This is a genomic window from Mesorhizobium sp. M0145, from assembly GCF_040322355.1.
Classification (GTDB): Bacteria; Pseudomonadota; Alphaproteobacteria; order Rhizobiales; family Rhizobiaceae; genus Mesorhizobium.
The window spans coordinates 59,769-72,335 of record NZ_JAMYTK010000012.1 but is presented as its reverse complement, the minus strand read 5'-3'; the positions used below and the strand labels follow the sequence as shown (position 1 = coordinate 72,335).

12 protein-coding genes are annotated in these 12,567 nt (G+C 64.4%); 6 read left to right on the top strand and 6 right to left on the bottom strand.

Annotation, left to right across the window (positions count from 1 at the left end; translation table 11 throughout):
• The first annotated feature begins 73 nt into the window (after positions 1-73).
• Complete coding sequence (locus NKJ28_RS18395) at positions 74-559, top strand: thioesterase family protein (protein ID WP_352589543.1); 486 nt, start codon at positions 74-76, stop codon at positions 557-559.
• Positions 560-706: 147 nt separating this feature from the next.
• A complete protein-coding gene (locus NKJ28_RS18390) occupies positions 707-904 on the top strand; it encodes a hypothetical protein (protein WP_023676715.1) in 198 nt (65 codons plus the stop codon).
• A 72-nt stretch (positions 905-976) separates the two neighbouring features.
• On the opposite strand, the gene NKJ28_RS18385 is transcribed toward NKJ28_RS18390, so the two are convergent.
• On the bottom strand, positions 977-1,456 hold the full coding sequence (locus NKJ28_RS18385) for an Lrp/AsnC family transcriptional regulator (RefSeq protein ID WP_352636689.1): 480 nt from the start codon (positions 1,454-1,456) through the stop codon (positions 977-979).
• A gap of 90 nt (positions 1,457-1,546) precedes the next feature.
• Between NKJ28_RS18385 and NKJ28_RS18380 the strand changes: the two genes are divergently transcribed.
• A complete protein-coding gene (locus NKJ28_RS18380) occupies positions 1,547-2,455 on the top strand; it encodes an EamA family transporter (RefSeq protein ID WP_352636642.1) in 909 nt (302 codons plus the stop codon).
• Here NKJ28_RS18380 and NKJ28_RS18375 read toward each other — a convergent pair whose 3' ends face one another.
• Entirely contained in the window at positions 2,456-3,355 is a 900-nt protein-coding gene (locus NKJ28_RS18375; protein WP_352636641.1) for a dienelactone hydrolase family protein, read from the bottom strand.
• A 269-nt stretch (positions 3,356-3,624) separates the two neighbouring features.
• On the opposite strand from NKJ28_RS18375, the gene NKJ28_RS18370 reads away from it, so the two are divergent.
• Together NKJ28_RS18370 and NKJ28_RS18365 are read left to right on the top strand one after the other, a co-directional pair.
• The gene (locus NKJ28_RS18370) at positions 3,625-3,774 is read left to right on the top strand and encodes a hypothetical protein (RefSeq protein ID WP_352636640.1); all 150 of its coding nucleotides are present in this window, start codon (positions 3,625-3,627) and stop codon (positions 3,772-3,774) included.
• A gap of 9 nt (positions 3,775-3,783) precedes the next feature.
• Positions 3,784-4,215, top strand: coding sequence for a hypothetical protein (locus tag NKJ28_RS18365; protein WP_352636639.1), 432 nt, complete (start codon positions 3,784-3,786; stop codon positions 4,213-4,215).
• 10 nt (positions 4,216-4,225) lie between these two features.
• Here NKJ28_RS18365 and NKJ28_RS18360 read toward each other — a convergent pair whose 3' ends face one another.
• Positions 4,226-6,538 carry a glucose/quinate/shikimate family membrane-bound PQQ-dependent dehydrogenase gene (locus NKJ28_RS18360; RefSeq protein ID WP_352636638.1) on the bottom strand — a complete coding sequence of 771 codons (2,313 nt, stop codon included), beginning with the start codon at positions 6,536-6,538 and terminating at the stop codon, positions 4,226-4,228.
• 252 nt (positions 6,539-6,790) lie between these two features.
• Between NKJ28_RS18360 and NKJ28_RS18355 the strand changes: the two genes are divergently transcribed.
• Positions 6,791-9,514 carry an ATP-dependent helicase gene (locus NKJ28_RS18355; RefSeq protein ID WP_352636637.1) on the top strand — a complete coding sequence of 908 codons (2,724 nt, stop codon included), beginning with the start codon at positions 6,791-6,793 and terminating at the stop codon, positions 9,512-9,514.
• Positions 9,515-9,523: 9 nt separating this feature from the next.
• Here the strand turns inward: NKJ28_RS18355 and NKJ28_RS18350 are convergent, their stop codons facing one another.
• From NKJ28_RS18350 to NKJ28_RS18340, 3 genes are all read right to left on the bottom strand, one after another.
• A complete protein-coding gene (locus NKJ28_RS18350) occupies positions 9,524-10,573 on the bottom strand; it encodes an ABC transporter permease (RefSeq protein WP_352636636.1) in 1,050 nt (349 codons plus the stop codon).
• Positions 10,570-11,367, bottom strand: coding sequence for an ATP-binding cassette domain-containing protein (locus NKJ28_RS18345; RefSeq protein WP_023676724.1), 798 nt, complete (start codon positions 11,365-11,367; stop codon positions 10,570-10,572). The genes NKJ28_RS18350 and NKJ28_RS18345 overlap by 4 nt, the downstream gene beginning before the upstream one ends.
• A gap of 86 nt (positions 11,368-11,453) precedes the next feature.
• Positions 11,454-12,467, bottom strand: coding sequence for a substrate-binding domain-containing protein (locus NKJ28_RS18340; RefSeq protein WP_023676725.1), 1,014 nt, complete (start codon positions 12,465-12,467; stop codon positions 11,454-11,456).
• Positions 12,468-12,567: the final 100 nt, after the last annotated feature.

Sequence of the window (12,567 nt, the reverse complement as noted above, 5' to 3'; positions counted from 1 at the left end):
GGGATGCGTAGTCTCACCAACCACGCTCTGTCCAGTCCATGCTCATCCCGGCATGACGAGAAGGAAGTTTCCGATGCCCATCCCCGCCCCTTTCGTCTCTCGCGCCATGGACATCGAGGAGGCCTGGATCGACTACAATGGCCATCTCAACATGGCCTATTACAACGTGCTGTTCGACCGGTGCTCCGACGAAGCCTTCGAGATGATGGGGATGGGGCCGGACTATGTAAGGGAACGGCGGCTGACCATCTACACGGCGGAAGTCCATGTCTGCTACGTCCAGGAGTTGCATCTCGACCACAAGGTCACGGTCTCGTTCCAACTCCTCGACCATGACGAGAAGCGGCTGAGGGCCTATCAGGAAATCCGGCATCTCGACGGCTGGCTTGCCGCCACGTCCGAAACGCTGTCGCTGCACGTCGACATGGCTGGCCCGAAGGTAGCGCCCTTCCCCGCCGACGTCCTGGCCAGGGTGGAAGCGATGCGCGCCGCCCATGCCGCCCTGCCGATGCCGGAGCGCGCCGGCCGCTCGATCGGTATTCGTCGTAAGCCGGCTTGAACCACGGTCAAACCGCCGTTAACCTTACCGAGGTTTTAACGTGAACAAGCCGAATTGAGACGTTGAACGACTCAGCGCGGCGTTGGAAAACCGTCCGCATCGAATTGCGATACGGGCGGCGGAGCAGCAGCGGTTCGGGGAACGTGCATGAAAACCGATATCAAGGTCGAGGCGGACAGGCTGGCGGCTGATCCACGCATCACCGACTATGATTTCTGGCGCTCGCTGAAGAACCTCAATAACGAGATCTTCCACATCGCCAACAACAACGAGCCGATCCCCTTCGCCATGATCCGCTGGCGCGCCATCCTGAAGCAGGCGCGGATGAAACGCGGCCACGCCTGAACGGTGGGGGAAGAAACAGACCGGCCGTCCGGTTTGCATTTCTGATGATGTGCTGACGAACGATCCCAAGCGTCAAGGCTGGCGCTTCACCGCCCCCAGCGGCGAGCGCGCTGTCACCGGCGACGACTGGATGATCGCCGTATTGGTCATCGCGAACGGAATGATCCGGTCGATCACCCGCTCGAGCTCGGCCACCGAGGCGACATGCGCCAGCGCGATGAAACAGTCTTCACCGGTGACCCGGTCGCATTGGGCGATTTCCGGCAGCTCGCGGATGATCTCGGCCACGACGGCCAATTGGCCCGGCACCGGCCTGATGCGCAGCCATGCCGACAGCTTCATGCCGAGCGCGGCCGGATTGATACGCACCGTATAGGCCTCGATCACACCGCTTTCCTGCAGCCGCTTGATGCGCTCGGCAACGCTCGGCGCCGACAGGCCGACCGACCGCGCCAGTTCGGCGGTGCTGGTGCGCGCGTCCTTTTCCAGCAGGCGCAGGATTTTCAGGTCCGCCGGATCCAGATCGCTATTTTCATTTCGAAGGCGTTTCAGCGGAATACTCCTTGCTTTCAGAAAGGAAATGGCCGCAATGCCCGGCCATCATCCATATCAATGGCAAAAATCGCCTGCGATACTGATCCCATGCAAGATCGGACGCAAGCCCCCGCAGCAAGTCCGGCACTCGCCGGCCCCGCCTTTACCTTGGCAAACGCGGTCCCGCCGCATCTCTGGTTCGGCGTCAGCGCCGTGTTCCACTATCTCGGACCGGCCTTGGCGGTGCTGCTGTTCCCGCATGTCGGCGTGCTCGGCATGGCGTGGCTGCGCATCGCCACCGCAGCACTCGTCTTTGCGCCGCTGACCCGGCCATGGGCGGTCTTCGCCCGCGCCGACCGCTCGACGCGGTTGTTGCTTGTGGCTTTTGGCGTCTGCCTTGGGGTGATGAATTGCTCGTTTTACCTGGCGCTCGACCGGCTGCCGATCTCGCTGGTGGCGGCGATCGAATTCGTCGGCACCATCGGCGTTGCGCTTGTTGGCCTCAGAAGCCCGCGCAATCTCGCCGCCCTCGCAATCGCTGTCGCCGGCACCCTGTTGCTGATCGACGTCAAATGGTCGAGCGATCTCGTCGGCCTGTTCTGGGCCTTCCTCAACGGCACGCTGTTCGTTGGCTACATCGTGCTCGGCCACCGTATCGCGCGCGGCGGCGCCGGCGATGGCATCGCCGGGCTGGGTGCCGCCATGGCGGTCGCCCTTCTCGTCGTTCTGCCGATCGGTTTCGCCGATGCTCTGCCGGCTTTCTCGGCGCCGCCGCTGCTGTTTGCGGCGGTCGGCGTCGGCATCTGCTCGTCGGTCATTCCCTATATTTGCGACCAGCTTGCCATGTCGCGGCTGCCGCGCTCCAGCTTCGCGCTGATGCTGTCTTTGCTGCCGGTCACCGCGACGTTGATCGGCGTCATTGTGCTGCGGCAGGTGCCGAGCCTCACCGACTGCATCGGCATCGCGCTGGTGGTGGCCGGCGTCGCCCTTCACAAACCGGCGCCGGCGCCCACCTGATCAGGCCAGCTTCTCCTTGAGGAAAGCGATCGTCCGGCCCCAGGCGAGGTCAGCCGCCTTCTTGTCGTAGCGGGCCGCCGACGTGTCGTTGTTGAAGGCATGGTTGGCACCTTCATAGACATAGACCGAGTATTCGACATGAGCCGCGTCGAGTGCCTTCTTGAAGGCATCGATGCCGGCATTGGTGCGGGTGTCGAGCCCGGCATAATGCAGCATGAGCGCGGCCTTGATCTTCGGCACGTCCTCGGCCTTTGGCTGCATGCCGTAATAGGCGACGGCGGCGGCGAGGTCCGGCGCGTTGACGGCCAGCATGTTCACCGTGCCGCCGCCCCAGCAGAAGCCGACGGCGCCGACTTTGCCGTTGCCGTCCTTGTAGCCTTTGAGGTAGACGACCGTTGCCACGGCATTGGCGGCGACCTGTGCTGGATCGAGCTGGGAAAACAGGTCACGTGCCCTGTTTTCATCGTCCGGCGTGCCGCCGAGCGGTGTCATGAAGTCCGGCGCAAGCGCCACGAACCCTTCCAGCGCCACGCGCCGCGCCACATCGCGAATATGCGGGTTGAGCCCCCGGTTTTCATGCACGACGATGACCGTGCCGAGCTTGCCGGTCTGGTCCGCCGGCTTGACCAGATAGCCCTTCATCTCGCCGCCGCTGCCCGGATAGCTGATGTCCTCGCCTTTCACCCGCGGATCGTCTTCCGCCACGATTGCCGCCTGGGCCGAGTTCGCCGCCAGCAGCGGCGCGATCGCGGCAGCTGCCGCACCCGATCCGGCAAGCCTGGTCAATTGCTCCATGAAGCGCCGCCGGTCGAGCGTCAGGTGCGTGTATTCGTCATAGGCATCGATCATCGCCTGGGTAATGACAGGCTCGGCGGCAGTGGGTCCGGCAGGTGTTGTCATGGCGCGCTCCTCGTCGGCGCCCCCCGCGGCAACATAGAGCCGAAGCTTGCCTGGTCCAGTCACGGCTGAGTGAGGCTGCCATAAGTCCCTGCACGTGGGCCGTGATGCCGCGCGCCGCACTGTCGTTAAATTTTGGTCCTTTGTGGCAATGCTAAATGCACGCACCACAATGTAAAAAGAAGGGCTATGCCTTACTCGGGCCATTTGGCGAACGACAATGGCCATTTGGCGGGAAAAGAATGCCTGATTGACGACGAAGGAATACGCCCATGACCTTTCCCTCCCCGCTTCTTGCAAGTGGGTTCGCCCTCGCCGCTATGGCTTTGCTGGCGCTGCGGTTCACTGTCTTCACCGCATTCAAACGATCGTTGATCAAAATCCGCGCCAACCGGCACCCGCCCGCAAACACCAAAGCCTGAGGAAAGGTCATGAACGTTCAGGACATCATCAACACCGTCTCCCAGAAATCCGGTCTCAACCAGGCTTTGACGGAAAAGATCGCCGGCACGATTTTCTCGGTGCTCGAACACGAGGCGGAAGGCACGACTCTGTCCAGCTTCTTCGCCAAGATCCCGGGAGCCGACGCCCTGGCCAAGCAATATGATGTCATGGCTCCCGGCGCAGCTTCCGGTGGTGGCCTCCTGTCCTCGCTGGAGGGCGCGCTCGGCGGCGCTCTCGGCGAAAAGACCGGCGCGCTGATCAACGGCGTCGCCATACTCAAGGCATCAGGCCTCACGCTGGCACAGATCAGCCAGGCCGGCACGATGCTGGTCCAGCAGGCCGAGGCAGCAGCCGGCCCGCAGCTGACCAGTGAGGTACTTGCATCGGTACCCGACCTGAAAGGGCATCTCGGGCTTTGAAGGAACTTCTCTATTTCGGCAGCGTATAGGCCATCACATAGTCGCCCGGCTTGGTACCGACCGAGCCGTGGCCGCCGGCAACGATGACGACCAACTGGCGCCCGTCGGCTATCGTGTAGGTCATCGGTGTCGACTGCCCGCCCGCCGGCAGCCGCGCCTGCCAGAGCTGTTTGCCGGTCGTCAGGTCATAAGCGCGCACATAGTCATCGACCGCCGCACCGAGGAAGGCGATGCCGCCGGCAGTGATCATCGGCCCGCCAATGCCGGGCACGCCGACCTTGAACGGCAGCGGCAATGGCGTCATGTCGTAGACGGTGCCATTGCGATGCTTGTAGACGATCTTGCCGGTCCGAAGGTCGGCACCCGCCACATAGCCCCAGGGCGGCGCCTGGCAGGGAATGCCGAGCGGCGACAGGAACGGCTTCAATATCACTGCGTAAGGCGCACCGTCATTGCGATTCAGGCCTTGTTCGCTGCCCTTGGTGTCGCCGGGCGGCGGCACGTCGGCGCGCGGCACCAGCTTGGAGATGAACGCCAGGTACGTCGGCATGCCGAACATCACCTGCCGGACCGGATCGACTGCCACGCCGCCCCAGTTGAAGGTGCCGAAATTGCCGGGGTAGATCAGCGAGCCCTGCAGCGACGGCGGCGTGTAGCGGCCCTCATAGCGCAACTTCCGAAGCTCGATCCGGCAGGCCAGCTGGTCGAACATGGTAATGCCCCACATGTCGGCGCCGGTCAGCGGTTTCGGACTGAAGCTGAGATCCGAGAGCGGCTGCGTCGGCGAGGTATGGTCGCCCTCGATCGCGCCGCCCGGCGCCGGTACTTCCTTGACCGGAACGATCGGCTCGCCACTGCGCCGGTCGAGAACATAGAGGTCGCCCTGCTTGGTCGGCCCGACCAGCGCCGGCACCATGCCACTTTCCGTGGTGATGTCGACCAGCGTCGGCTGCGCCGGCACGTCCATGTCCCAGAGATCGTGGTGCACGGTCTGCCGCACCCAGCGCAATTGTCCGCTGTTGAGATCGAGCGCGGTGATCGACGAGGAGAATTTCTCGTCATTGGCGCTGCGCCCGGCGCCGAGCTGGTCCGGCGTCTTGTTGCCGAGCGGCACATAAAGCAGCCCGAGCTTCTCGTCGACGCTCGCCGTCGACCACATGTTGGGTGAGTTGTTGGTGTAGGTCTGGTCCGGCGGCAGCGGCATCGTCTGGTCCGGATTGCCGGAATCCCAATTCCACAACAGCGCGCCGGTGTCGGCATCGTAGGCACGGATGACCCCGGACGGCTCCTGCGTCGAATAATTGTCGTTGACCGCGCCGCCGACGATGATCTTGTTGGCGACGATCAGCGGCGCCGAGGTCGAATAATAATAGCCCGGCTTCGGATATGGCATGTTGGCGAGCAGGTTCAGCGTGCCGCCTTCGGCGAAAGTCGGGCAGACCTGGCCATTCGCCGCATCGAGCGCGATCAGCCGGGCGTCGGATGTCGGCAGGTAGATGCGTGTGGCGCAGGGCTGGCCAGCGGCGACCTTGGCATCGGCATAATAGGACACGCCGCGGCAGGTCTGGTGCTGGCGGTCCTTGTTGAGCTTGACCTGCGGATCGAAGCGCCATTTCTCCTTACCGCTCGCGGCATCGATGGCGATGGCGAAATTATGCGGCGTGCAGATGTAGAGCGTGTCGCCGATTTTTAGCGGCGTCACCTGATAGGTCGTCTCGCCGATGTCGTCGGGCCCTTTCACGTCGCCGGTGCGATAGGTCCAGGCCGGCTGCAGATTGGCAACGTTTTCGGCGGTGATCTGGTCGAGCGGCGAATAGCGCTGGCCATATTGCGTGCGACCGTAATAGTGCCATTCGCCAGCCGGCACGTTGCCGCCGAGATCGGCCGTCGGCGTCACCTTGTCGGTGTTGAGTTCACCCGCAATATCCTTTGGATCGGTCGTCATCGAATAGCCGGCGACCGCAAGCGAGGCCAGCACGGCGAGGATCAGCGGCGCGCGTCCGTCGGGACCGGTAAGCCCGCGCCGCGCCCATGGCGTCAACAGCCATAGCGCGACAAGCACGATGATGCCGCCGCGCGGGCCGAGCTCCCACCAGTCGAAGCCGATCTCCCAGACCGCCCAGGCGAGCGTGCCGAGCACGATCGCCGCGTAGAGCCACAGCGCCGTGGATCTGCGCCTGTAGAGCAGCCAGGCCGCGACAAGGAAAGCTAGACCGACGATGACGTAATACCAGCTGCCCCCCAGCGTCACGAGCCAGATGCCGCCGCCGCCAACCGCCAGGCCGATGAGGAAAAGGATCAGGGAGGTGATGACCACAGCCAAGACGGTGCTCCTTCGACTGGTGCGCTCCGCGACGCGTCCATGGGCAACCCCGCATTGCGTTCCTGCCCCCACGCAACTTTCTCCGGCCCGCCTCCCCTGTCAAGCAAGCTCGGCGTTTTACGGCGCCGGCCCATCGCAAGCCAGGCGTTTTGGTTAGCGGACCCATTCAGATTGTGAGTCTACCGACTGGGCAGAGAACAAAACGGAGACACTTCTGGCCTTTCGCTGCCGAATCACTACATTCGGGGGGAGATGTCCGGCTTTTCGGAAGACATGCCGTTTTTTGACGAACCGAACGCGCGGCCCGTGGCCCCGTCGGGCATTGCCGCGCGCGCCATGGCTGCCCGCAGCGGCCACAACAATGCGCCCGATTATCTCAACGGCCTCAACCCCGAGCAGCGGCTGGCGGTGGAAACCACCGAAGGCCCGGTGCTGGTGCTGGCCGGCGCCGGCACCGGCAAAACGCGCGTCCTGACCACCCGCATCGCCCACATCCTTGCCACCGGCAAGGCTTTCCCCTCGCAGATCCTCGCCGTCACCTTCACCAACAAGGCGGCGCGCGAGATGAAGCAGCGCATCGGCCTGTTGATCGGCGAAGGCAATGTCGAGGGCATGCCGTGGCTCGGCACCTTCCACTCGATTGGAGTGAAGCTGCTGCGCAGACATGCCGAGCTGGCCGGGCTCAAATCCGACTTCACCATTCTCGACACGGACGACGTGGTGCGCCTGATCAAGCAGCTTATCCAGGCCGAAGGGCTGGACGACAAGCGCTGGCCGGCCAAGCAGTTCGCCCAGATGATCGACGGCTGGAAGAACAAGGGCCTCGGTCCCGCCGACATCCCCGAGGGCGATGCCCGTGCCTTCGCCAACGGCAAGGGCCGCGAGCTCTACAAGGCCTATCAGGAGCGGCTGAAAACGCTGAACGCTTGCGACTTCGGCGATCTCCTGTGCCATCCGATCCGCATCTTCCGCGCCAATCCGGACGTGCTGAAGGAATACCACAAGCGCTTCCGCTACATCCTCGTCGACGAATATCAGGACACCAACACCGCCCAGTACATGTGGCTGCGGCTCTTGGCGCAGCGGCCGCAATCCTCCCCCCTTGAGGGGGAGGTGCCCGCGAAGCGGGCGGAGGGGGTTGCCGCAGAAGGCACCGCTAGAGCGTCGAGCACTGCCGCCGGTAGGTCGAGCACTGCCGCACGGACCCCACCCGACCGGGCTTCGCCCGGCCACCCTCCCCTCAAGGGGGAGGGAAGCCCGCGCCTGTCCACCGTAAATATCTGCTGCGTCGGCGACGACGATCAGTCCATCTATGGCTGGCGCGGCGCCGAGGTCGACAACATCCTGCGCTTCGACAAGGATTTCCCCGGCGCCACCATCATAAGGCTGGAGCGCAACTATCGCTCGACCGCGCACATCCTCGGCACCGCCTCCCACCTCATCGCCCACAATGAGGGCCGCTTCGGCAAGACGCTGTTTACCGAAAAGATCGCCGAGGACGACGAGAAGGTGCATGTCCATGCCGCCTGGGATTCCGAAGAGGAGGCCCGCGCCGTCGGCGAGACCATCGAGGCCTATCAGCGCCAGAAGCACAATCTCAACGAGATGGCGATTCTCGTCCGCGCCTCCTTCCAGATGCGCGAATTCGAGGACCGCTTCGTCACGCTCGGCCTCAATTACCGCGTCATCGGCGGCCCGCGCTTTTATGAGCGGCTCGAAATCCGCGATGCGCTGGCCTTCTTCCGCGTCGTCGCCAACAGCGGCGACGACCTCGCCTTCGAGCGCATCGTCAACGTGCCGAAGCGCGGCCTTGGCGAGGCCACCATCCGCCAGATCCACGACACCGCACGGGCGCTGCGCATCCCGATGCTGGAGGCGGCGGCAAAACTTGCCGAAAGCGACGAGCTGAAGCCGAAGCCGCGCGCCGCACTGCGCGAGGTATCGGCCAATTTCGAGCGCTGGCAGAAGGCGCTGGAAACCACGCCGCACACCGAGCTCGCCGAGACCATTCTCGAGGAGAGCGGCTACACCGATATGTGGAAGAACGACCGCTCGCTGGAAGCGCCAGGCCGGCTGGAGAACCTCAAGGAGTTGATCCGCTCCATGGAGGAGTACGAATCGCTGCGCTCTTTCCTCGAACATGTCGCACTCGTCATGGACGCCGAGCAGAACGCCGAGCTCGACGCCGTCAACATCATGACGCTGCATTCGGCCAAGGGCCTCGAATTCGAAACCGTGTTCCTGCCCGGCTGGGAGGAAGGCCTGTTCCCGCACCAACGCTCGCTCGACGAGGGCGGCCGCTCCGGGCTCGAGGAGGAGCGCCGGCTTGCCTATGTCGGCCTGACCCGCGCCAAGAAGAACCTGCACATCTGGTTCGTCTCCAATCGGCGCATCCACGGCCTCTGGCAATCGACCATCCCGTCGCGCTTCCTCGACGAGCTGCCGGAAGCCCATGTCGAAGTTTCCGAGAGCGGCAACAGCTACGGCGGTTACGGCAATTCCTATGGCGGCGGCTCGTTCGCCTCCGGTCGCGGCGGCCAAGGGGCAGCCAGGCAGAACCCCTATGGGGCGTCGCGCTTCGACAACATTGGCGGCAATTCCGGCGCCGAGAAATCCGGCGCTTTCTCCAGCACCTATGCGACGCCGGGCTGGCAGCGCGCCCAAGCGAACCGCACCGAGGCCACCGACCGCAATTGGGGCACGCGCTCCGGTCACCAGGTCGAGCGCATCGGCTATGGCGAGACCGACTCCGGCTACGGCGCCGGCCGCAGCTCGGTCAAGGGCCGCACCATCGACGGCGAGCTGGTCGCCAAATCCGTCGCCGACACGCCGTCCCCCTTCAGCGTCGGCGACCGCGTCTTCCACCAGAAATTCGGCAACGGCAACATCTCGGCCATCGAAGGCAACAAGCTGACAATCGACTTCGACAAGGCCGGTCAGAAGCGTGTGCTGGGCGGGTTTGTGACGGGGGTTTGAGGTCGCCCTTCACCGATACCGCGCCTGGTTCCACTTGTGGCCGAGCAGCGACAGGATGATGATCAGCCCGTTGAAGAACTGGACGTAAAAGCCGCTCAGGCCTGCCGCGACGACGCCTGTCTGGATGAAGGAGACCGTGACCGCGCCGATCGCACCGCCGACGACGGTGCCGATGCCGCCCCAGGTCGGAGTGCCGCCGACGAACACCGATGCCAGCACCGGCAGCAGGTATCCGTCGCCCGCCGTCGGCCACCAGGTGAAGTTGATCATCACCGAAAACGTGCCGGCGATCGCAGCCCCGATGCCGACGAAGACGAACACTTTTACCCGCACGCGCTTGACGTCGATACCCATCTGCTGGGCGCTGTCGGGATTGTCGCCGACCACCTTGACCTGCGCGCCGAAGCGATGGCGGTTGTAGAGCAGCGCCGACAGCACGACGAAGCCGATGGCCCAGAAGATCTGCACCGGAATGCCGTAAAGCTGGCTGGAGAAGATCTTGTAGGCCCAGCTGTCGGCAAGGCCGGTCAGCGCCGTCGACCTGCCCTCGTTGATGATCTGGATCAGGCCGCGCAGCAGGAAACTCATGCCGAGCGTGGCGATCAGCGACGACAGCCCGCCATAGACGACCAGTGAGCCGACCAGGAAGCCGAGCAGCATGCCGGTTATCATTGCGGCGGCGATGCCGAGGAACGGGTCGTAGCCGGCCTGCACGACCAGCGCAAACACCCAGGAGGCAAAGCCCATCGTCGCCGGAAACGACAGGTCGATCTCGCCGCAAGTGACGACGAAGACCAGCGGCACCACCACGAACAGCGCCACCGGCAGCGTGGTCAGCACGGAACTGTAGAGATACCAGGTGGTGAACACGATCGGGTTGGCGATCATGAACACCGCCATCATGACGATGAACACGGCAAGCGTGCCGAGCGCGGCGCGGTTGTCGAGGATGAACCCGCGCAGCCAGTTGTCGGACGGGTGTCTCCACTCTTTCCCGGCGGTTTCGCCATGCGTGCCGCCGAGGGGGCTCTGCAGATCGGGTTCCATGGTCTTGCTCATCGTGCCGCCCTCCCCGCATCGCCCGCGTCGTGCAACCCCGGCAATCCGCTGGGGTGGGCGACGTCTTCCATGAAATTGATCAGATCCTCGGCCGATTTGACCTCGCTGCGGTCGGCGGTGAGCGCGACCTTGCCACGGTCCAGCACCACGAAGCGATCGGCGATATCGTAGACATGGTGGATGTTGTGGCCGATGAACAGGATCGAGCGCCCGCTCGCCCGCACCTGGCGCACGAAGTGGAAGACCTTGGCGGTCTCGGTCAGCGATAGCGCGGTCGTCGGTTCGTCGAGGACTATCAGCTCCGCCTTCTTATAGATGGCCCGCGCGATCGCCACGCCCTGGCGTTCGCCGCCCGAGAGCTGGCCGACGATCGACTGTGGCGTGAACACTTTCGAGGTGAAGCCGATCTCGCGCATCAGCCGGCTCGCCTCCGCGATCTCCTTGTTGACCTTCAGCCAGCCAAGCCAGCCGGTGAGCTCGCGGCCCATGAAGATATTGCGCACGATCGTCTGCTGCACGGCGAGCGCCCGGTCCTGGAACACGGTCTCGATGCCGGCGTCGCGCGAGCGCGCAGGGCTCCATCCGGTCACCGGCTTGCCGCGGACGAGAATCTCGCCGCTAGTCGGTTTGACCACGCCGGACAGGATCTTGATCAGCGTCGACTTGCCGGCGCCATTGTCGCCGATCAGGCCGACCACCTCGCCGCGATCGACGCTGAGATTGACCCCGCCCAGCGCATAGACCTGGCCATAGGACTTGCTGATGTCGCGCAGTTCGATGATGCGTTCGGCCATGGCGATCCTCGCTTGATTGTCGCGTGCCGGCCTTTTCGCCGGCGGTCCCGCCGGCCGGGCTCGATCCCGGCCGACGGCTTGGGAGGTCAGCGCAACGCCTGCTTGGCGAGCTCGGCGACGATCTCGTAATTCTGCGGCGTGACGAAGCCGGCGCCGGTGTCGACGTTCATCGGCGCAAGGCCGAGCACCACCTGCTGGCAGAGGCTGAGGATCGGCAGATAGCCTTGCAGGAACGGCTGCTGGTCGGCCGTCAGCTGCACCCAGCCGCCCTTGAAGCCCTCGACGATCTGCGGGCTGGTGTCGAAGCCGAAGTTGAAGATATCGCCCGGCTTCCTGCCCGCCGCCTGCATGTAAGTCGGGACGTTGCCCAGCATCTGCCCGCCGGGATAGCCAACCGCCTTGACGTCGGGATTGTTGAGCAGTGCCGCGGTGATCACCGGAAGGGCCAGATTTGGGTCGGAAGCCCATTCGCCGCTTGGCGGCGAGGAGAGCTGTATGACCTCGACGCCCGCTTCCTTGAGGGCAGCGACAGTGCCGCGCTCGCGCGCGCCGCGGCTCTCGTTCTCGAACGGGCCGATCATGATTGCCTTATCGCCGGCCTTGAGCCCGGCCAGCTTGACCGCCTCGGCGCCAAGCGCGCGGCCCTGCTGCTCCTGCTGGGCACCGACATAGCCGCCGCCGAACGCCGCCGTGACCGTCGGCACCGGCACGTTCTGGTACATCATCTTGATGCCGTCCTTGTGCGCCTGTTCGGCCAGCGGCATGATCGCGGCGTCGCCGGGGTGGCCCATCATGGCGATGCCTTGGGGCTTGACCGCGACAGCCTCGCGCAATTGCTGCACCATCTTCTCGACATCCCACTGGGAAAAGATGTAGTCGACCTTCGGCCCGAGATCGGCCGCCGCCTGCTTCGCGCCATTATAGACGATCGTGCCGAAGGCATCGCCCTCGGCACCGCCGACGAAGAAACGGATATGGACATCCTTGCACCACTGGGCATCGAGCGCCTGCGCCGGCAAGGTCGAGAGTGCGGCGGCGAGCGCCATCGCGGCCGCCGCGACGGTCGAGCGCAGAACTGTCCTTCTCATCGTAATGCTCATGCACTTATCCTCCCTTTGTTCCCTCGCTAGCCGAGGGGTTTTGACGATCGCTTCGGCATTGCGCCGCAATCTTTCGCTGGCCGGCACCTCCCGCCGGCCG

Excerpts from the sequence above, each read along its gene's own strand:
- NKJ28_RS18395 (WP_352589543.1), top strand. The coding sequence starts at position 74 with ATGCCCATCCCCGCCCCTTTCGTCTCTCGCGCCATGGACATCGAGGAG.
- NKJ28_RS18340 (WP_023676725.1), bottom strand. The coding sequence starts at position 12,467 with ATGAGCATTACGATGAGAAGGACAGTTCTGCGCTCGACCGTCGCGGCG.
- NKJ28_RS18350 (WP_352636636.1), bottom strand. The coding sequence starts at position 10,573 with ATGAGCAAGACCATGGAACCCGATCTGCAGAGCCCCCTCGGCGGCACG.
- NKJ28_RS18370 (WP_352636640.1), top strand. The coding sequence starts at position 3,625 with ATGACCTTTCCCTCCCCGCTTCTTGCAAGTGGGTTCGCCCTCGCCGCT.
- NKJ28_RS18380 (WP_352636642.1), top strand. The coding sequence starts at position 1,547 with ATGCAAGATCGGACGCAAGCCCCCGCAGCAAGTCCGGCACTCGCCGGC.
- NKJ28_RS18365 (WP_352636639.1), top strand. The coding sequence starts at position 3,784 with ATGAACGTTCAGGACATCATCAACACCGTCTCCCAGAAATCCGGTCTC.
- NKJ28_RS18345 (WP_023676724.1), bottom strand. The coding sequence starts at position 11,367 with ATGGCCGAACGCATCATCGAACTGCGCGACATCAGCAAGTCCTATGGC.
- NKJ28_RS18390 (WP_023676715.1), top strand. The coding sequence starts at position 707 with ATGAAAACCGATATCAAGGTCGAGGCGGACAGGCTGGCGGCTGATCCA.
- NKJ28_RS18375 (WP_352636641.1), bottom strand. The coding sequence starts at position 3,355 with ATGACAACACCTGCCGGACCCACTGCCGCCGAGCCTGTCATTACCCAG.
- NKJ28_RS18355 (WP_352636637.1), top strand. The coding sequence starts at position 6,791 with ATGTCCGGCTTTTCGGAAGACATGCCGTTTTTTGACGAACCGAACGCG.